Source organism: Terrabacter sp. 01T434 (assembly GCF_056398545.1).
This window is the reverse complement of the sequence record NZ_JBFTPP010000003.1, coordinates 303,024-320,447: the sequence shown is the minus strand read 5'-3', so window position 1 is coordinate 320,447 and position 17,424 is coordinate 303,024. Positions and strand designations below refer to the sequence as shown.

20 protein-coding genes are annotated in these 17,424 nt (G+C 72.1%); 8 read left to right on the top strand and 12 right to left on the bottom strand.

All coding sequences use genetic code 11. The features are described from left to right. The gene (locus tag AC1DIW_RS08905; protein ID WP_442277575.1) at positions 1-516 is read right to left on the bottom strand and encodes a flavodoxin family protein; all 516 of its coding nucleotides are present in this window, start codon (positions 514-516) and stop codon (positions 1-3) included. Between the two features lie 132 nt (positions 517-648). On the opposite strand from AC1DIW_RS08905, the gene AC1DIW_RS08900 reads away from it, so the two are divergent. Beyond that, positions 649-1,269, top strand: coding sequence for a class I SAM-dependent methyltransferase (locus tag AC1DIW_RS08900; protein WP_478107508.1), 621 nt, complete (start codon positions 649-651; stop codon positions 1,267-1,269). Between the two features lie 14 nt (positions 1,270-1,283). Here the strand turns inward: AC1DIW_RS08900 and AC1DIW_RS08895 are convergent, their stop codons facing one another. Continuing rightward, positions 1,284-1,499, bottom strand: coding sequence for a hypothetical protein (locus tag AC1DIW_RS08895; protein ID WP_478107754.1), 216 nt, complete (start codon positions 1,497-1,499; stop codon positions 1,284-1,286). Between the two features lie 156 nt (positions 1,500-1,655). Between AC1DIW_RS08895 and AC1DIW_RS08890 the strand changes: the two genes are divergently transcribed. The 3 genes from AC1DIW_RS08890 (at position 1,656) to AC1DIW_RS08880 (ending at position 2,767) form a co-directional block, all read left to right on the top strand. Next, complete coding sequence (locus tag AC1DIW_RS08890) at positions 1,656-2,054, top strand: VOC family protein (protein ID WP_478107506.1); 399 nt, start codon at positions 1,656-1,658, stop codon at positions 2,052-2,054. A 36-nt stretch (positions 2,055-2,090) separates the two neighbouring features. Further along, positions 2,091-2,426 carry a YnfA family protein gene (locus AC1DIW_RS08885; RefSeq protein WP_478082687.1) on the top strand — a complete coding sequence of 112 codons (336 nt, stop codon included), beginning with the start codon at positions 2,091-2,093 and terminating at the stop codon, positions 2,424-2,426. 80 nt (positions 2,427-2,506) lie between these two features. Beyond that, positions 2,507-2,767, top strand: a complete 261-nt coding sequence (locus AC1DIW_RS08880) for a metal-sensitive transcriptional regulator (RefSeq protein WP_442277571.1) — start codon at positions 2,507-2,509, stop codon at positions 2,765-2,767. Positions 2,768-2,796: 29 nt separating this feature from the next. Here AC1DIW_RS08880 and AC1DIW_RS08875 read toward each other — a convergent pair whose 3' ends face one another. Then, on the bottom strand, positions 2,797-4,437 hold the full coding sequence (locus AC1DIW_RS08875; protein WP_478107504.1) for an FAD-dependent oxidoreductase: 1,641 nt from the start codon (positions 4,435-4,437) through the stop codon (positions 2,797-2,799). Positions 4,438-4,567: 130 nt separating this feature from the next. On the opposite strand from AC1DIW_RS08875, the gene AC1DIW_RS08870 reads away from it, so the two are divergent. Together AC1DIW_RS08870 and AC1DIW_RS08865 are read left to right on the top strand one after the other, a co-directional pair. Next, positions 4,568-5,107 carry a hypothetical protein gene (locus AC1DIW_RS08870; RefSeq protein ID WP_478107502.1) on the top strand — a complete coding sequence of 180 codons (540 nt, stop codon included), beginning with the start codon at positions 4,568-4,570 and terminating at the stop codon, positions 5,105-5,107. Between the two features lie 73 nt (positions 5,108-5,180). After that, positions 5,181-5,984, top strand: a complete 804-nt coding sequence (locus AC1DIW_RS08865; protein ID WP_478107500.1) for a COG4705 family protein — start codon at positions 5,181-5,183, stop codon at positions 5,982-5,984. A gap of 19 nt (positions 5,985-6,003) precedes the next feature. Here the strand turns inward: AC1DIW_RS08865 and AC1DIW_RS08860 are convergent, their stop codons facing one another. From AC1DIW_RS08860 to AC1DIW_RS08850, 3 genes are read right to left on the bottom strand one after another with little or no spacing between them, the layout of a single operon-like run. Then, positions 6,004-7,287, bottom strand: a complete 1,284-nt coding sequence (locus AC1DIW_RS08860; RefSeq protein WP_478107498.1) for a class I SAM-dependent methyltransferase — start codon at positions 7,285-7,287, stop codon at positions 6,004-6,006. Next, the gene (locus AC1DIW_RS08855; protein WP_478107496.1) at positions 7,284-8,735 is read right to left on the bottom strand and encodes an FAD-binding oxidoreductase; all 1,452 of its coding nucleotides are present in this window, start codon (positions 8,733-8,735) and stop codon (positions 7,284-7,286) included. The genes AC1DIW_RS08860 and AC1DIW_RS08855 overlap by 4 nt, the downstream gene beginning before the upstream one ends. A 36-nt stretch (positions 8,736-8,771) precedes the next feature. After that, positions 8,772-9,398, bottom strand: a complete 627-nt coding sequence (locus AC1DIW_RS08850; protein ID WP_442277565.1) for a LysE family translocator — start codon at positions 9,396-9,398, stop codon at positions 8,772-8,774. 72 nt (positions 9,399-9,470) lie between these two features. Between AC1DIW_RS08850 and AC1DIW_RS08845 the strand changes: the two genes are divergently transcribed. Next, positions 9,471-10,013: a DinB family protein gene (locus AC1DIW_RS08845; RefSeq protein ID WP_478107494.1), complete on the top strand. Its 543-nt coding sequence runs from the start codon at positions 9,471-9,473 to the stop codon at positions 10,011-10,013. Here the strand turns inward: AC1DIW_RS08845 and AC1DIW_RS08840 are convergent. The 4 genes from AC1DIW_RS08840 to AC1DIW_RS08825 all read right to left on the bottom strand — a co-directional run bounded on the left by AC1DIW_RS08840 (position 10,000) and on the right by AC1DIW_RS08825 (position 13,208). Then, entirely contained in the window at positions 10,000-11,259 is a 1,260-nt protein-coding gene (locus AC1DIW_RS08840) for a DUF6596 domain-containing protein (protein WP_478107492.1), read from the bottom strand. The two genes, AC1DIW_RS08845 and AC1DIW_RS08840, sit on opposite strands and share 14 nt — an antisense overlap. Continuing rightward, positions 11,260-11,694, bottom strand: coding sequence for a YciI family protein (locus AC1DIW_RS08835; RefSeq protein ID WP_442277562.1), 435 nt, complete (start codon positions 11,692-11,694; stop codon positions 11,260-11,262). A gap of 127 nt (positions 11,695-11,821) precedes the next feature. Beyond that, positions 11,822-12,847 carry a GTP pyrophosphokinase gene (locus tag AC1DIW_RS08830; RefSeq protein ID WP_478107490.1) on the bottom strand — a complete coding sequence of 342 codons (1,026 nt, stop codon included), beginning with the start codon at positions 12,845-12,847 and terminating at the stop codon, positions 11,822-11,824. Next, positions 12,831-13,208 carry a helix-turn-helix domain-containing protein gene (locus AC1DIW_RS08825; protein ID WP_478107488.1) on the bottom strand — a complete coding sequence of 126 codons (378 nt, stop codon included), beginning with the start codon at positions 13,206-13,208 and terminating at the stop codon, positions 12,831-12,833. The genes AC1DIW_RS08830 and AC1DIW_RS08825 overlap by 17 nt, the downstream gene beginning before the upstream one ends. Positions 13,209-13,522: 314 nt before the next feature. Here AC1DIW_RS08825 and AC1DIW_RS08820 point away from each other — a divergent pair, with 314 nt between their 5' ends. Next, entirely contained in the window at positions 13,523-14,056 is a 534-nt protein-coding gene (locus AC1DIW_RS08820) for a GNAT family N-acetyltransferase (RefSeq protein ID WP_478107486.1), read from the top strand. A 27-nt stretch (positions 14,057-14,083) separates the two neighbouring features. Here AC1DIW_RS08820 and AC1DIW_RS08815 read toward each other — a convergent pair whose 3' ends face one another. Both AC1DIW_RS08815 and AC1DIW_RS08810 read right to left on the bottom strand, forming a co-directional pair. Further along, entirely contained in the window at positions 14,084-16,081 is a 1,998-nt protein-coding gene (locus tag AC1DIW_RS08815; RefSeq protein WP_442277559.1) for an APC family permease, read from the bottom strand. Beyond that, entirely contained in the window at positions 16,051-17,355 is a 1,305-nt protein-coding gene (locus AC1DIW_RS08810) for an APC family permease (RefSeq protein WP_478107484.1), read from the bottom strand. Before AC1DIW_RS08810 ends, AC1DIW_RS08815 begins: the two co-directional genes overlap by 31 nt. Positions 17,356-17,424: the final 69 nt, after the last annotated feature.

The window sequence follows — 17,424 nt, the reverse complement described above, 5'->3', positions numbered from 1 at the left end:
TCAGGAGACGCCGTGCGAGACGCGGGCTGCGAGCTTCACGCCCCACTCGCGGGCCCGGTCGAGCTCGCCCTCGACGACGGGACCGGCCACGTCCTCGACCCAGAACGTCTCGCCGCGCTCGGCGCGGTCGAATCCGCGATGCCGCAGGGCCTTGGCCGCGGCGCTCGCCGCCGACCCGGGCAGCATCTTGACGTGCACTCGGGTGTCGAAGGTGACGACCGGGAGCCCCGGCCGCGGCGCGACCGTCGCGATCCACTCGCGAACGCCCTCGCGGGCAGGCGTGGCTCCCTTCGTCGCCGCGTCCTGACGGGTCTGCGGGCGCGTCATGCTGAACCCGTGGGTCGGGCCGCCGACGAGCAGCAGGCCCACGTCGTCGGCGATCGCGGTCGGCGCATCGTCGACGTGGACGACACGGACGTCGCCGTCCGCTCCGCCCTGACGCATCCCCTCCGCGACGGCCGAGGCGATCTGGTGGGTGTTGCCGAACATGGACTCGTGGACGATGAGGACGTTCATGGTGGCTGCCTCTCCGCCATCCACGCTACGCGCGGCCGGAATGACTGATCCGGTTTCGTGACGCACGAGACCCGCGGCGGCACAATGGGTTTCGCCGGCGTCGAGCGACGCTGCCAACGACGAGGAGGGCACGTGGACGCCAAGGACTGGGACGAGAGGTATGCCGCCCACGACCTCGTGTGGTCCGCCGAGCCCAACCGGTTCGTGGCCGAGATCATCGGGCCGCTGACCCCGGGGCACGCGGTCGACCTCGCCGCGGGCGAGGGCCGCAACGCGATCTGGATGGTCGAGCAGGGGTGGACCGTCGTCGCGTCGGACTACTCGTCGGTGGCTGTCGACCGGATGCGGACGCTAGCCGCGGACCGGCTCGGTGACGACGCGACCCGTCTGACCCCGGTCGTCGCGGATGCCATCCAGCCGGCGCCCGGCGCCCCGGCGGCCTACGACCTCGCGCTGCTCTGCTATCTCCAGCTGCCCGCCGACGAGTGGCGGCAGGCGCTGCGGGCAGGGGTGGAGGCGGTCCGGCCCGGCGGCCGCGTCGTCGTCATCGGCCACGCGGGTCGCAACCTCGCCGAGGGGTGGGGCGGCCCCAGCGAGCGAGCCGTGCTCTACGACCCCGACGAGGTGCTCGACCGTGCCGACGGCCTGCCGGTCACCGCCGTGCAGTCGGGCATCCGGGAGCGCCCGGTCGAGACGGTCGACGGGACGAAGATCGCGCTCGACACCGTGGTCGTGCTGCGGCGCGAGGGCTGACGCGCCGTGGCGGACTAGCGGCGGCCGTACTTCTTGTGGACGGCCTGCCTGCTGACGCCGAGCTGCTCGGCGATCTCGGCCCACGCGAGGCCGTGGTTGCGCGCTCGGCGCACCACGGCGGCCTCGGTGCGGTCGGCCGCGCGCCGCAGCTCTCTCGCGGCGGCCAGGGCGGCGCGAGGGTCGTCGTCGCCCGTGGCCCGAGCCAGCTCGAGCATGTCGTCGACCTCCATCGTCACCGTGGTCACCCTTCGCGGCCTGTCAACCTCTGTTGACACGGTATGCCGTCCCGTTCGCTCTCGTCAACCGATGTTGACACCCTGTGTGGGTGGACGGCAGTGGGTGGGAAAGCAGTGGCCCGCTGCGGCGGCTCCGAACAGGATGTCCGCATGGCCCTCGCGCTCTCGCACACGACCGTCAACGCCCTCGACGCCCATGCGCAGTCCGTCTGGTGGGCCGACCTGCTCGGCTACCACGAGGATCCCGCCGACCCCAACGAGCCGGGGCACGAGGAGTGCATGATCTTCTCTCCCGACGAGACGCACCGGCTGCTCTTCGTCGAGGTCGAGGATGCCAAGCAGGTGCGCAACCGCGTCCATCTCGACCTGCGACCGACCGACCGGCCGCGGGACGAGGAGGTGGAGCGCGTGACAGGCCTCGGGGGCACCGTCGTGCAGGACTGTCGCACCGACGACGGCCGCGGGTGGGTCGTCCTCACCGACCCCGAAGGCAACGAGTTCTGCATCCTGCGCAGCGATGACGAGCGGCGCGCGGCAGGGGATCTCTGAGGCTCCGCACGTGCGCGACGGTGCGACGATGACCGCGTGACCGTCACCCGCTCGATCCTGCTCTTCGTGCTCGCCGCCCTCGCCGAGATCGGCGGCGCGTGGCTCATCTGGCAGGGGGTGCGCGAGCACCGCGGCTGGCTCTGGGCCGGTGCGGGGGTCGTCGCGCTCGGCCTCTACGGCTTCGTCGCCACCCTGCAGCCGGATGCCAACTTCGGGCGCATCCTGGCTGCCTACGGCGGCGTCTTCGTCGTCGGCTCGCTGCTCTGGGGCATGGTGGCGGACGGCTTCCGGCCTGACCGCTGGGACGTCGCGGGCGCGCTCGTGTGCCTCGTCGGGGTCGCTCTCATCATGTACGCACCCCGCTCGAGCTGAGCGTCGACGGCGGGAAGAGGTGACGGCATACGGCGGGGGGTATCATGGGACGTCACCCCCGACGACCCCAGGAGAATGCCGTGGAGCTCGACCTCGACGAGATGCAGTCGGTCATCCGTCGCCTCAACCGCGCCCGCGGCCAGATCGGCGGCATCGTCAAGATGATCGAGGAGGGGCGCGACTGCAAGGACATCGTCACCCAGCTCGCCGCGGTCTCCAAGGCCCTCGACCGGGCTGGGTTCGCCGTCATCGCCACCGGCCTGCGTGAGTGCCTGACCAACCCGCAGGGCGAGGAGATGGACGTCGCGCAGATGGAGAAGCTCTTCCTCTCCCTGGCCTGACGGGTCTGAGCGCCTCGCGGCTCAGCGGCTCAGTGCATCAGGGCCGCCTCGCGCGTGCTCGTGCCGGCCAGCCACGTGCGGTAGCCGCCGTCGAGATTGCGCACGTCGCGCCCCGCGTGGGTCAGGACCTGTGCCGCGGTGTGGCCGCGCTGGCCGACCGCGCAGTGCACGACGACCCGGCCGGCGGGGACCTCGTCGAGGCGCTGGCGCAGCTCGTCGACGGGGATGAGCAGGGCGCCCGGGATCGCCCCGGCCTCGTGCTCCGCCTGCGTGCGCACGTCGACGAGGACGGCTCCGTCGGCGACGGCGTCCGCGAGCTCGTGCCACTGGACCGAGCGCGCCACGCCGGTGCGGAGGTTGTCGGCGATGTAGCCGAGCATGTTGACAGGGTCCTTGGCCGAGGCGAACTGCGGCGCGTAGGCCAGCTCCAGGTCGGCCAGGGCGCTCGCCGTGAGGCCACCCGTCATCGCCGTAGCGATGACGTCGATGCGCTTGTCGACGCCGTCGCGGCCGACGCCCTGCGCGCCGAGGATCGCGTCGGTGTCGCGGTCGACGAGCAGCTTGAGGCTCATCCCCTCGGCTCCCGGGTAGTACGTCGCGTGCGCGGCGGGGTGGGTGTGGACGACGCGATGCGGGCGACCGGCGGCGACGAGACGCTTCTCGCTCCAGCCGGTCGTCGCGACCTGGAGGCCGAAGACGCCGACGATCGCGGTGCCGAGGACCGGGCGGTCGTGGGCGGAAAGCCCCGCCATGACGTCGGCAGCCATCCGACCCTGGCGGTTCGCGGTGTTGGCGAGCGGCACGAGCACCTGCTCCCCGTCGAGCGCGTCGCGCTTCTCGACGGCGTCGCCGACGGCCAGGATGCGCGGGTCACTCGTGCGGAACCGGCTGTCGACGAGGATGCCGCCGAGGTGGCCGGTGGCGAGACCGGCATCGGCCGCGAGGCGCGTGTCGGGGCGCACGCCGACGGCGGCGACGACGAGGTCGGCACCGACCTGCTCGCCGCTCGAGAGGACGACCGTGTCGGGTCCGATCGCGGTGACCGAGGTGCCGAGCCGCAGCGTCACGCCCGAGGCTCGGAGGTGGTCCTGGACCGGCGCGACCATCTCGGGGTCGAGCGGCGCCATCACCTGGTCGGCAGCCTCGACGACGGTCACGGCGATGCCGCGGCGGGTGAGGTTCTCGGCCAGCTCGAGACCGATGAAGCCGCCGCCGATGATGGCTGCGGTGCGGGCCGCACCGCTCGCGGCCACGAGCGCATCGGTGTCCTCGATGTCACGCAGCGACAGGGCGCGCTCCACTCCGGGGATCGGCGGTCGCACGGGGCGAGCGCCTGGCGAGAGGAGGACGTGGTCGTAGGGCAGCTCGGACTCCGCGCCCGTGGCGAGCTCGCGGACGACGACGACCCGGCGCTCGCGGTCGATGCGCACGGCCTCGGTGCCGACGCGCACGTCGAGACCGAACCGCCGCCCGAGGGAGGCGGGTGTCTGGAGCAGCAGGGACTCACGGTCCGCGATGACGCCACCCACGTGGTAGGGCAGGCCGCAGTTGGCGAACGACACGTGGCCGCTGCGCTCGACGACGGTGATGTGGGCGTCCTCGTCGAGGCGGCGCAGGCGCGTGGCGGCGCTCATGCCCCCGGCGACACCGCCGATGATGATGTGGTCCATGAGGCAAGCATACCCCAGGGGGTATGGGTGAACGGATTCGGTAGGGCCCGGGCCCGCCGATCATGGTCGTCCCGGGCTCTGGACGAGGCGGGCACCGTGGGGCGACCATGGAGGGCACCGGAGGTCCCCCATGAACGTCCAGCCGAATGCTGCCACTCCACCCCGTGCTGCGCCGGGACCGATCGACGTGCGGGGTTTCGATCGCGACCGGGTCGAGACAGCCGTCGACCTTGCGATCTACCTCGACCGGGTCCGCCGGCACCGGTCGGAGCTGCGCGAGTCCGTCGCGGCCGTCGACCTCGCGCTCGAGGCGCCCATCGCGCGCGGCGGGGCGTGGCGTGAGCGGGTGCGTGCGGCCCTCGCCGAGCTGGCCCACGACTTCGACGACCACATCGCGCTCACCGAGAGCCCCGGCGGCATCTACGACCGCGCTCGCCGCAGCGCGCCGCGCCTGTCCGGTCGCGTGACGCGACTGCTCGAGGAGCACCGCGACCTGCACGGCGCCATCCACGGCTACCTCGTCGTGCTCGAATACGGCGGCACGATGGCGGACCTGCCCGTCTTCCGCGAAGAGCTCACCGTCCTCGTCGGCCGGCTCGTCCGGCACCGGCAGAAGGGCGGCGACCTCGTCTACGAGGCCTACGACGTCGACCTCGGCGGATCCGACTGACGCCGTCGAGCGATCAACGAGATCTGACGTACATGTCAGGAAACGTCCACCTGCGCTTGGCACCATCGGCGGCGTGACTGCCCCCGAGCCCACCAGCGAGACCACCACCGCCCCACCAACGGCACGACCACGGGCCCTTCTGGCCCGCGTCCCCGAGCTGACCGTGCTCTTCTGGGTGCTCAAGATCCTCACGACCGGCATGGGCGAGACCGCCTCCGACTACCTGGCGCACACGATCGGTCCCGTCCTCGCGGTGTGCCTCTCGGGTCTGGCCCTGGCGGCCGCGCTCGCCGGCCAGCTCGCCGTCAGGCGCTACGTCCCGTGGGTCTACTGGACGGCCGTCGCCATGGTCAGCGTCTTCGGCACGGTTGCCGCCGACGTCGCGCACGTCGGCCTCGGGGTGCCGTATGCCGTGTCGACCGTCGCCTTCGCCGTCGCGCTCGCGGTGGTGCTCGGGCTCTGGCACCGCACCGAGGGCACCCTCTCGGTGCACAGCATCGACACGACGAGGCGCGAGCTCTTCTACTGGGCCACGGTGCTGACGACGTTCGCCCTGGGCACGGCCGCCGGCGACCTCACCGCGGTCTCGGTGGGCCTGGGCTACCTCGGCTCGGCCGTGCTCTTCGCCGTGGCGTTCACGGTGCCCGCGGTGGCGCACCTGCGCTTCGGTCTCCACCCCGTCGTGGCGTTCTGGGCGGCCTACATCATCACCCGGCCCCTCGGGGCCTCCGTCGCCGACTGGATGGGGGTCTCGTCGGTGCGAGGCGGCCTGGGCCTCGGCACCGGCGCGATCACGCTGGCCTGGGCGGCGGCCATCGTCGTCATCGTCTGCGGTGCCGTCGTCAGCGGTCGGGCCCGAGCCGCCACCGTCGACTGACGGACGGCCCGCGGCCCGCTCAGCCGTCGGCCGGCTCGAAGCGAGGACGCAACGGGAAGCCCGACACCCCTTCGCCGGTCGTGCGGGAGGCCAGCACCTGGTGGAGCTGGATCCCGCCGCGCTCGAAACCGAGTCGTGAGCCCGCGAGGTAGAGCCCCCACACCCGGGCGCGGCCGAGCCCGGCGAGCTCCACGCACTCGTCCCAGTTCTTCGCGAGGTTCGCGTTCCAGGCGGCGCAGGTGCGGGCGTAGTGCTCGCGCAGATTCTCGTGGTGGCGCACCTCGAAGCCCTCGTCCTCCATGACCCGCACGATGTCGCCGCTGCCGGTCAGCTCGCCGTCGGGGAAGACGTAGCGGTTGATGAACCCCCGCGCGGGCAGGCCCGCGTGCTGGTTGTCGGGCCGGGTGATGCAGTGGTTGAGCAGACGCCCCTCGTCGCGCAGGCGCTCGCGGAGGAAGCGGAAGTAGGCCGGGTAGTTCGCGACGCCGATGTGCTCGGTCAGGCCGATCGAGCTGATCGCGTCGAAGCCGTGCTCGGTGACGTCGCGGTAGTCGCCGTGCCGGACCTCGGCGCGGTCGCCGATGCCGTCCGCCTCGATCGCGGCCCGGGCCCAGGCGGCCTGCTCCCGGGACAGCGTGACCCCCAGGGCGGTGACGCCGTAGTGCTTGACGGCGTGACGCACCATGCCACCCCAGCCGCAGCCGACGTCGAGCAGCCGCATGCCCGGCTGCAGGCCGAGCTTCCTCGCGACGAGGTCGTACTTGTACGCCTGGGCCTCCTCGAGGGAGGCGCCATCGGTGGGGAAGCAGGCGCACGTGTAGGTCATGGAGGGCCCGAGGACCAGCTCGTAGAAGGCGTTCGACACGTCGTAGTGGTGGCTGATCGCGGCGGCGTCGCGGGCCTTGCCGTGCCGCAGGCCGTGGGCCATCCGCCGCAGCTGTCCCGGTGTCTCCTCCGGCGGCAGGGTCGGCGGGTGGGGTCGATGGCGGGCGAGGAACCGGGCCAGCTCGACAGCGTCGTGCCCGCTCGGCCGGCGCGCCGTGAGCCCTTCACTCATGAGGCGGATCACGTCGTAGGGGTCCGCCTCGTCCATCCCCTCGATGACGAGGTCACCGAGCAGGTAGGCGCGCGCCAGGCCGAGGTCACCGGGCGCCGTGAGGAGATGGTTGAGCGCCTCGGGACTCGTCAGGCGCAGCACGAGCCCGTCCGGACTGCCACCCTCGGAGCCGTCCCACGCGACGACCCGCACCGGGGCGTCGGAGCCGAACACACGGTCGAATGCCTGTCCCACCGTCAAGGTCATCGAGCTTGCACCGCCTTCTCGTAGAGCGTGGGGAACCGTCCCCTCGGGTCGTACCTGCGTTTGACGGGGTCGTATGCCGTGCCGCCGTAGAGGGCGGCGAAGGTCGCCTCGTCGTAGTACGCGTCGGAGTAGAGCGACTTGTGGCCGCCGAGCCGGGTCACCTCGGCCTCGATGCTGCGGTTGACGTCGCCGTCGTGCGCGCCGGGCTCGATCGGGACGCTCGACCAGAAGCCGACGTTGACGTAGCGCTCGCCACGCGCCATCGGGTAGAGCGGCCACGGGGCCTCGCCGGGCGGCGAGTCGGGCGTCGGGCGCAGCTGGATCGGGCACAGCCAGACCGGCTCGATCGGGACCTCGCGCAGGAACCAGTCGACGAACTCGGCCGTGCGGTCGAGCGGGATCTCGACGTCCTGCACGACGCGCTCACGTCGGGGCTGGCCGCGCAGCCGGTCGACCCGCGCCATCACGCGGTGCCGGTTCTCGAAGGCGACGATCTTCCAGTAGACGTCGCTTCGCAACAGGTGGCTGGGCCAGAGTCGGCGCACGGTCGGGATCTGTGCGCCGAAGGCCCGGCTGCACCAGAACCAGTCGGTGTCCCAGCGCCAGAGGTAGTCGTGGGCGGTGAGCACGTCGGTGCGGCGGTGCTGGATCGAGCGGTAGAAGACCTGGTCGCCGGTGTAGTCGCTCGGTCGCGCCTGGCCCTCGAGGTGGTCCGTCCACCGGCCGAGGGTGAGGTAGGCCTCGGTCGGGCCGAAGACGACGCCGTCGACGAAGTCGACCCGGTCGCCGTCCCACGTCTGCGACGCCATGACGTCGCCCACCGCGGCGGTGAGCCTGCCGACCGAGTCGAACCGCACGTGGCGCAGCGCGACGTAGGGCCGCGCCGGCTCGAGCTCGATGACGAGGTCGAGGGCGTAGCCGAGGGACCCGTAGGAGTTGGGGAACGTGCGGAAGAGGTCGGCGTGCTCGCCGTCAGGCGACGCCGTCACGACCTCCCCGTCACCGGTGAGGATCCGCATCTCGAGCACCGACTCGTGGGGCAGGCCGTTGCGGAACGACGACGCCTCGATGCCGAGCCCGGTCACGGCCCCGCCGATCGTGATGGTCCGCAGCTGCGGCACGACGAGCGGCACGTAGCCGTGCGGGAGCAGCTCGTCGACGAGCTGCTCGTAGGTCGTCAGCCCACCGACCAGGGCGGTGGCCGGGCCGCCGCCCTGGCCGGGCCGCACCTCGACGACGCCGCGGAACGCGGACAGGTCCAGTCCGGGCGAGTCGGTGGCACTACGGGTGCGGAAGAGGTTGGAGGTGCGCTTGGCGAGCCGCACGGGCCGGTCGGGCGGCAGGGCGGCATACGCCCTCGTCACCTGCTCGAGAGCACGGTCGTGCTCGCGGACCCGGTGGAGGGGTGCGAGCCCGGCTGCGGCAGACGCGACGTGGAGGGGAGCCACCGTTTCAGTCAAACAGATCTCGTCGGGGTGCGGGGGCTACTCGCGCGCAAGCATGGTCGCGCCGAGGCCCACCATCATGACGCCGCCCGTGACGCCGAGCTTCTCGAGGCGGTCGGGCTTGCGGGCGAACCATTCCCGTGCCCGCGCCGCGAGCAGCGCCCACAGGCTGTCGCTGCAGATCGCCATGAGGCCGAAGACGGCGCCGAGGACCGCCATCTGCACCCCGACGTGTCCCGCTCGGGCGTTGGTGAACTGCGGGAGGAAAGCGACGAAGAAGAGGATCGTCTTCGGGTTGGTCACTCCCACGATGAACCCGATGCGCAGGGCGTGGCCGCGCTTGGCCGACACCTGCGCCTCGAGGGCCTCGCGCGCCTCGCGCCGGTGCCGGATCGCCTGGATGCCGAGCCAGATGACGTAGGCGGCACCGGCCACCTTGATGACCGTGTAGGCCGTGATGCTCGCGGCGACGACCGCTCCGAGGCCGACGGCCACGAAGAGGGCCTGGGCCGTCACCCCGATGGCGTTGCCGACGACCGACAGCAGCGCCTCCCGGCGCCCGACGGTCAGGGCGCGACCGATGGTGAAGAGCAGGCTGGGGCCCGGGACCTGGATGAAGAGGATCGACGCGATGAGGAACGCGATCCACTGGTTCGATGCTGGCACCTGCCCAGTCTGCTCGCCCGCGGGCTAGATCAGCAGGCGGATATCGAGGCTCGGACACTAGCGTCGGTGGCCATGACGACACCCCCGCAGACAGGGCGCACCGACCCGCCCCTCGCCGCCGACGAGGCCACGACCCTCGTCGCCTTCCTCAACTACCACCGCGACACGCTCCGTCGGAAGACCGAGGGCCTGACGGCCGAGCAGCTGGCCCAGCCGCTCGCGCCTTCGACGCTCACCCTGGGCGCGCTCCTCAAGCACGTGGCACTCAACGAGGCGAGCTGGTTCGGCGAGGTGCTGCACGGCCGCCCCATGCCGGAGCCGTGGGCGAGTGCCGACTGGGACGCCGACCGCGACTGGGAGATGACGTCCGCGCGGGACGACAGCCCCGAGGGGCTGCGCCGGCTCATGGACACCTCGGTCGAGCAGGCCCGTCGCGACATCGATGCGGCGCTCGCCGAGGGCGGACTCGAGTTCCGGTCGGCACGCCTGTCTCGCAAGGAGAACCAGCAGTTCTCGCTGCGCTGGATCCTGCTGCACATGATCGAGGAGTACGCCCGGCACAACGGCCACGCGGACTTCCTCCGCGAGGCCCTCGACGGCGTCACGGGGGAGTGACGGACCGGCGCAGGCAGAAGCGCCGCAGCGGCTCCACCGCGATGACCTCGGCGAGGTCGCGGTAGCGCGCCGCGGCCTCCTCCCGCCGTCCCGTGCGCCACTCGAGGTCGGCGAGGGCGAGGCTGGCGTCACGACTGGCGTATGCCGGGGCGCCCCTCTCGAGTGATGCGAGCTCGGCCTCCACGGCGTCCAGACCGCCTCCGTCGGGGAGCGTCGCGTGGGCGGTGGCGACGAGGCGGGCGACCCGGACCGAGGGGGAGGGCCAGCGGTCCTCGAGCGCACCGTAGAGCTGGGCGATGCGCGGCCAGTCGGTGCGCTCGAACGACCGTGCGCTCGAGTGCAGCCCGGCGATCGCGGCCTCGATGGCGAAGCGGCCGTCGCCGGCAGCCGCGAGCGTGGCGTCCTCCAGCCCGGCTCGCAGCAGTGGACCGTCCCAGCGGGCGCGGTCGACCTCGTCGAGCGCGAGGCCGGTGCCCGACTCGTCGACGCGGCCGGGGCGCCGCGCCAGGCCGAGGCGGATGACGGCACGCAGACCGCGCACCTCGGTGTCGCTCGGGTGAGCCGCGACGAGTGCGTCGGCGATCGAGAGTGCCTGCCGTCCGGTGTCGGCCAGGGCGTCGGCCGGGTCGAGCACCGTCCGGTGTGCGACCGTGAACATCCCTGCCACACAAGCGATCACGACCGGCAGGCGGCGCTCGCGCTCGACCTCGTCGGGCACGTGGAAAGCCCCTCGAGCTTCGGCGAGTGCGCGCTTGGCGCGGGTGAGGCGCGCTGCCGCCGCCGTCTCCTGGACTCCCAGGTGACCGGCGATCTCCGGGATGGTCAGGCCGCACACGACGCGCAGCGCCAGGACCATCCGGGACGCGGGGGAGATGGCTTCGTCGCACGCGACGAAGAGCAGGGCGAGGCGGTCGTCGAGGCCGTCCCCTGCGTGGAGGGCCAGGTCGTCGGCGTCCATGGCGGTGTGCTCCGCCTCGGGACGGGTGAGCTCCGTGGCCAGTTCCGGGGCCAGCCGGCGCTCCACGGTGCGTCGCCGGGCGTCGTCGAGCCACGCCCGCTTGGCCACCGAGGTGCACCACGCGGCATACGACTCGATGGGACGCCCGCCGTCCCGCTCGTGGGCGGCGGCGCGCGCGACGGCCTCGGCGGCATACTCCTCAGCGTCGTCGAGGCTCCCGGTGAAGGAGGCGAGGGCACGCACGATGCGTGGCCAGGCCTCCTCGAACTCACCCGTCCCGAGCGGCACTCACATCCCCGTCGGGAAGACCTTGCGCCACTCGATGTGGCCACCGGTCGGCACGAGCGCGGCGACCCGACGTGCCGTGTCCTCGTCGTCGGTCTCGACGAGGTAGAAGCCGGTGATCACCTCGGACGTGTCGGGAAACGGGCCGTCGGTGTAGACGGCGTCCTCGACGAGGCGACCCTTGGCGCCCGGGGTCACGGTGCCACCGTGGCGGCTGTGCTGCAGGGCTGCGCCCCCGACGACGCGGGCGCCGAGGTCGACGACGGCCTTCTGGAAGGCCTTGTGCTCGGGGAACGAGGCGTCCATGTCGGCGGCGGCGCCGGTGGCACCCGGGGCGCCGGGGTCCCTGCCCTCCGGGCTCGCCTCGGGCTGGCCGCCGAGGTAGGCGTCGGAGTCCCAGTCGCCCTCGTGGATCAGGTAGACGTACGTGTCGGCCATGGCCGGCTCCTTCTCGATCAGGTGCGCAGCCGTGAGACCTGCGCAGGTGGCGACCCTCGCCACATCATCCTGACGAACTCGACCCGAAGGAATCGACACGCGGCGGAAGTTTTTCGACTCGCGGGTGTCAGTCGGCGGCGAGTCGCCCGAGACGTGCCTCGAGGGAGGCCCGGCGGTGGGCGTTGCCCTCGAGGTCGAGGTAGCGCGTGCCGAAGGTCGCCAGCAGGGCGTCATCGAGGCGGCGGACCGCGCCCGGCGGGTACTTGTAGCCCATCCGCTCGATGAGGTCGGCGCCGTCGACGGGCGCGATGACCGCATCGAGGGCGTCGACCGAGGTGATGCCGAGCTCGAGCAGCAGACCAGAGACCCAGGTGTAGTGGTCGGTGCGTGCCCATCCCGCACCGGCGTACTTCGATGCGAGGAACTTGGCGAGGTCCTGCGCACTGATCCGCTGGTCCTGCTCGTCGGGGTGGGGTGGAACCGCGGGCAGGGCCATCTGCAGGCGGTCGCGGATGGCGGAGAACTCCCGGTCGGCGAGCTCGATGAGACCGGCAGCCAGGGTGAAGCGGCGGTCGAGCTCGTGCGCGTGCTCCTCGGGCACGGTGCCCTTGTAGCGGATGTCGTGCTCGAACTCGGCCCACGCGTGCTGCAGCACCGTGCGGATCTGCACCGATGCGCTCCGCCGACGCAGTGGCTCGTAGGCCGGGCGCACGGTGCGGCTCGCGTCGACGGACACCAGCTGGTGGCGGCTCGCGTAGCCGAACCGTCCGGCCCGCGCGGTCTCGAGGCCCATGTCACGGTCGTCGAGGACGGCGAGCTCCTCGGCCAGCAGCTCGGCGACGGCTGCGACGTCGTCGTGGACGTAGGTGATGACGCGGACGCCGATCTGGTCGGTGATGTCGACGAGCGGGTCGGGGTAGAGAAGCCCGTTCTCGTCGCGTCGCTCCGCCTTGGACGCGAACGACGCGACGGACTTGGTGCGGCCGCTGACGCTGAGGTAGTTGATGCCGGCGTCGTCGAGCAGGCCGGTGACCATCTCGACGAAGAGCGCGGTCGCGGCCTCGATCTCGGGCCGTACGGCGGCATAGGCCGCCGCGGCTTCACTGACCTCACTGAGCTCGCTGGTCGCGCTCACGTCATCGCTGTCGGACATGCGGCCATCCTGCCGTGCGCCCAGCAGGGGAGGCGACCGGTAGTCCCGGAACCACCAGAGATCCTCTCGGTCGGACGCTCCCCAGCCGTGGCGCACCCCCCACCACGTCGGCACGCCGGGCTTGACCCCTCTGTGGGCACACGAAGGTGTGGACCAGGCCGATGCTGAAGCCCAGCGCTCGGTAGAGCGAGATCGCGGACTCGAGCGTGATGCCGTGGTGGCCGCCCTCGAGGCGGGAGATGCGGCTGTGCGGGACGCCGAGACGGGCAGCCAGGGCGCGCTGGCTCAGCAGGTAGGTCCGGCGCGCGTGTCTGAGGGCGTTGCTGAAGGCGTCGGGTCCGTGGCCCATCGGGACGATCATGGGTCCACGCTGCAGTCCGTGCAGACGGCTGTCGAGGACGTCGAGCTCGCCTGTGGATGCAGGGTCCTGCGGCCGACGGGATGTGGACGATGCCGGCGCGCGCCCTGGTCACCTGCCATTGACTGTGCATTGGGTCGCATGTTGACCCAGTCGGCTTGGCCCACTCGGCTGCGTCACCTGACGACCCAATGCACAGGGGGTGGGGGGCCAGTCCGCGCCGGCATCAGCTCCAGGACGTCAGATACGCTGCGGGCGCGCGACGGGGAGCGGGAATGGCGTGGACGCGGCGGCCGGCGGGGTGCGAGCGTGGCGCCATGCACCTCGAGACCGCCCGCCTCACCATCCGCCCCTGGAGCCACGACGAGGCCGACCGCCTGCTCGACATCCAGAGCCGCATCGAGGTCGTGAAGTGGCTCGGCGACGGCGAGCCGGTCCTCATGAAGGACCTCGACGAGGCGCACGCCCGGATCGACCGCTACGCGGAGCGCAGCGCGACCCCACCGCTCGGCGTCTGGGCCGTGGAGGTGCGCGAGACCGGAGTGGTCGCCGGCTCCGTCATCCTGCTGACGCTCCCGAACGCCGACGACGCCGAGGTGGAGGTCGGTTGGCACCTGCACCCTGACTCGTGGGGCCACGGCTACGCCACCGAGGCCGCGACCGCCGTCATCCAGCACGGCTTCGACGCGGGCCTCCCGGAGGTGTATGCCATCACCCACACGACGAACGAGCGGTCCCAGGCCGTCTGTCGTCGCCTCGGTCTCGACGACCTCGGCGTCCTGGAGAAGTGGTACGACGAGGAGTCGCGGGTCTACCGGACGACGCCCGAGCGCTGGGCCAACCGAGCCTAGGTATGCCGGGTGCTGCCGTCAGCGCGCTCAGCCGCCGACGTGCACCTGCGGACGCCGGTCCGCGTCGGGCTCGGCCCGCCGGATGATCTCGTGGGTCAGTGGGGGGATGTCTCCCTCGCCGGCGAGCAGGAAGCGCAGCACGTTCTGCCCCGGCGCCTTCTCGCTCCACTCGAAGTAGATGTGCGGCGGCTTGCTGACGCGGTCGCGCACGTCGAGCAGGACAGCCGCGAGCACGTTCGGCACCGAGGGACCCGTGGCCCGCAGGATGTAGTGGCCGCCGACGACGGCCGAGCCGACGTGGACGGTCGTCGCGAAGTCGCTGGCGTCGCTGATCTCGACCTCGAGGAAGATCGCGCCCTGACGCGCGTTGAGGTGGTTGTGCATCCGGACCTCGAGCGACTTCGCACGGTACTCGTCCCGGTCGCCCTCGTTGATCTTGTTGGCGATGAAGCGCAGCGGCTGCGGTCCGAGCGCCGCGTCGTCGAGGATGGCCTTCGCGCTGTCGTCGTAGACCACCCGCTGGACCCGTAGCTCGGTCGAGCGCACGATGCGTGACCAGACGCTGATGACGACGATGAGCGCGATGAAGATGAGCGCGATGACGAGGCCCTCGGGACGCTGCTTGATGGTGATCGTGATCGTGTAGACGAAGATCGCGCTGACCACGGCGAAGAAGCCGGCGGCTGCTCGGTGACCGCGCCGCAGCTCGGTGAGGAAGACGGCAATCGCGGCGGAGGTCATGAGCGCGAGCACGCCCGTGGCATACGCCCCCGCCTGCTCGTCCACGTTCGCGCCGAAGGCCAGCGTCACGACGGCGGCGATGAACGACAGCACGAGCACGAGCGGTCGCGTCGACCGCGCCCAGTCCGGGGCCATGCCGTACCGGGGCAGGTAGCGCGGCACGATGTTGAGCAGGCCCGCCATGGCGGACGCGCCGGCGAACCAGAGGATGCCGATCGTCGAGACGTCGTACACCGTGCCGAAGCCCTCGCCGAGGAGGTGGTGCGCGAGGTAGGCCAGGGCGCGACCGTTGGCGCCACCGCCCGGCTGGAACTCTGCGGGCGGGATGAGCAGGGTCGTCACGAGCGAGGAGCCGATGAGCAGGACGCTCATGATGAGCGCGGCGGTCGTGAGCAGCTTGCGGGCGTTGCGGATGCGGCCCGCCGGCTTCTCGGCCGTGTCCGTGGGGTCGCCCTCGACGAGCGGCATGACGACGACACCCGTCTCGAAGCCGGACAGGCCCAGGGCCAGCGCGGGGAAGACGAGCAGCGACGCCCCGATGATCCCGAACGGCGCCGAGTGGGCCGACGTCATGGCCGCGATCCAGTCGTGGAACGCGGTCGGGTGGTTGCCGATCTCGAGGATGCCGCGCACGAGCACGACCGAGCTGAGCCCGAGGTAGGCGACGACGAGGACGACGGCGATGCCGATGGCCTCCTTGAAGCCCTTGAGGAAGATGCCCGCGAGCAGCACGAGCAGCGTCAGGGTCACGCCGACCTGGCGGCCCGTCAGCGTCGACTTGAGGTACGGGTTCTCGACGAGGTGGGCGCTCGCATCCGCTGCCGAGAGCGTGATGGTGATGACGAAGCCGGTCGCGACGAACCCGAGGAGGCAGAGGACGAGGATCTTGCTCGGCCAGTAGGCCAGCAGTCGCTCGAGCATCGAGAGGCTGCCGTCGCCGTGCGGGCTCTCCGCCGCGACCCGGCGGTACATCGGCAGCGCGCCGAAGAGCGTGATGAGCACGAGCACGAGCGTCGCGACGGGCGACAGGGCGCCGGCGGCCAGCGCCGCGATGCCGGGCTGGTAGCCGAGCGTGGAGAAGTAGTCGACACCGGTCAGGCACATGACGCGCCACCAGGGCTGGACGTGCTGCTGGGCCCTGGCCTCGCTCTCTGGCTCGTAGTACCCGCCCGGGTCGGTCTCCTCGGCGTCCAGGAACCACCGCGTCAGTGGTGTGCGCTCCGCGCGTTGTGTCGTCGTCACGGCGGCGAAGTCTAGGGGCCTGCGCTGGGACGCCTTTCCCATCCTCGGACACCGGACCGATAGCCGAGCGAGAGGACGGCCAGCCCGAGGGCCCACAGGGCGTGCACCCCGTTGACGACCAGCAGCGCGGCGACCGAGACGAAGGCGACCAGGGCCGTCCACCAGGCCACGGTGCCGCGCGGGAGGAGGCGCAGGGCCGAGGCCGTGCCGAGCACGTAGACGAGGGTGAAACAGCCGGTCGCGAGCAGCATGAGCGGCGTGAGCCCGAGGCCCCGCACGACCGCGACGACGAGCGAGAGCGCCGAGGTGGCCGTCACGAGAGCGATGCTGCGGCGCGGCACCTCACCGGCGTCGCCACCTCGAGCCAGCAGCCGCGGCAGGACCCCGTCGCGGGCCAGCGCCGCTCCCAGCCTCGACCCGCCGGCGAAGTACGCGTTCATCGCGCCGATCGTGAGCAGCACGGCCACGACGGCCGTCACGACGCGGGCCTGCTCGCCCAGCGAGATGGCCATGAGGTCCGAGAGCGGCGCCTGGCTCCGGCCCGCCGCCGGCCCGAGCACGAGCACGCTGGTCGTGGCGAGGCCGAGGTAGAGCACGCCGACGACGACCACGGCGATGCCCGTGGCGCGCGGCACGTCCCGGCGCGGGTCGCGGTAGTCCCCCGCGAGCGAGGCCACCGCCTCCCAGCCGGCGAATCCCCAGACGAGGACGGCGGCGGCGGTGCCGGTGGCGGCCCACCCGTTCGGGGCGAAGGGGGTCAGCGACGCCGTGCTGCCGTGCGGCAGTGCGACCGCGACCGTCGCCGTCATGAGCAGCGCGAGCACGCTGGCGAGCGCGAGCTGCACGCGACCCGAGAACCGCAGGCCGGCCAGGTTCATCGCCCCCGTCCCGAGGATCAGCCCCGCGGCGACGACGACCGTGGTGGTGCGGCCGCCACCGACGACGTCCGCGACGTAGCCACCGGCCATCATCGACGCAGGCGGCGCACCGACCGGGATCGCGAAGAAGAAGCACCACCCCACCGCGCCGGCCGCCCGCTCACCGAAGGCGCGTCGCACGTACGTCGAGACGCCGCCACCGTCCGGGTGGCGCGCCCCGAGCGCGGCGAACGTGCTCGCGAGCGGCACCGACAGCAGCACGAGCGCCGCCCAGGCCAGCAGGGACGCGGGTCCCGCGACCGCCGCCGCGAGCGCGGGCAGGGTGATCACCCCGGTGCCGAGCACGGCGCCCACCGACAGGGCGGCTCCCTGCGCGACGGTGAGCGAACCCCCGGTCACGGCAGGGCTGGTGCGGGTGAGACCTGCGGTTGTCGCCATGCCTCCAGCATCCGGTCCGAGTGGACCGATCTGAAGCGCCACTTCTTGCCAGGTTGTTTGGGCCAATCC

What these genes read in the sequence shown, in the direction of transcription:
- AC1DIW_RS08905 (WP_442277575.1), bottom strand. Translation starts at nt 516, where the DNA reads ATGAACGTCCTCATCGTCCACGAGTCCATGTTCGGCAACACCCACCAG.
- AC1DIW_RS08895 (WP_478107754.1), bottom strand. Translation starts at nt 1,499, where the DNA reads ATGGAGGTCGACGACATGCTCGAGCTGGCTCGGGCCACGGGCGACGAC.
- AC1DIW_RS08890 (WP_478107506.1), top strand. Translation starts at nt 1,656, where the DNA reads ATGGCCCTCGCGCTCTCGCACACGACCGTCAACGCCCTCGACGCCCAT.
- AC1DIW_RS08875 (WP_478107504.1), bottom strand. Translation starts at nt 4,437, where the DNA reads ATGGACCACATCATCATCGGCGGTGTCGCCGGGGGCATGAGCGCCGCC.
- AC1DIW_RS08870 (WP_478107502.1), top strand. Translation starts at nt 4,568, where the DNA reads ATGAACGTCCAGCCGAATGCTGCCACTCCACCCCGTGCTGCGCCGGGA.
- AC1DIW_RS08860 (WP_478107498.1), bottom strand. Translation starts at nt 7,287, where the DNA reads ATGACCTTGACGGTGGGACAGGCATTCGACCGTGTGTTCGGCTCCGAC.
- AC1DIW_RS08845 (WP_478107494.1), top strand. Translation starts at nt 9,471, where the DNA reads ATGACGACACCCCCGCAGACAGGGCGCACCGACCCGCCCCTCGCCGCC.
- AC1DIW_RS08835 (WP_442277562.1), bottom strand. Translation starts at nt 11,694, where the DNA reads ATGGCCGACACGTACGTCTACCTGATCCACGAGGGCGACTGGGACTCC.
- AC1DIW_RS08830 (WP_478107490.1), bottom strand. Translation starts at nt 12,847, where the DNA reads ATGTCCGACAGCGATGACGTGAGCGCGACCAGCGAGCTCAGTGAGGTC.
- AC1DIW_RS08825 (WP_478107488.1), bottom strand. Translation starts at nt 13,208, where the DNA reads ATGATCGTCCCGATGGGCCACGGACCCGACGCCTTCAGCAACGCCCTC.
- AC1DIW_RS08820 (WP_478107486.1), top strand. Translation starts at nt 13,523, where the DNA reads ATGCACCTCGAGACCGCCCGCCTCACCATCCGCCCCTGGAGCCACGAC.
- AC1DIW_RS08815 (WP_442277559.1), bottom strand. Translation starts at nt 16,081, where the DNA reads ATGGGAAAGGCGTCCCAGCGCAGGCCCCTAGACTTCGCCGCCGTGACG.
- AC1DIW_RS08810 (WP_478107484.1), bottom strand. Translation starts at nt 17,355, where the DNA reads ATGGCGACAACCGCAGGTCTCACCCGCACCAGCCCTGCCGTGACCGGG.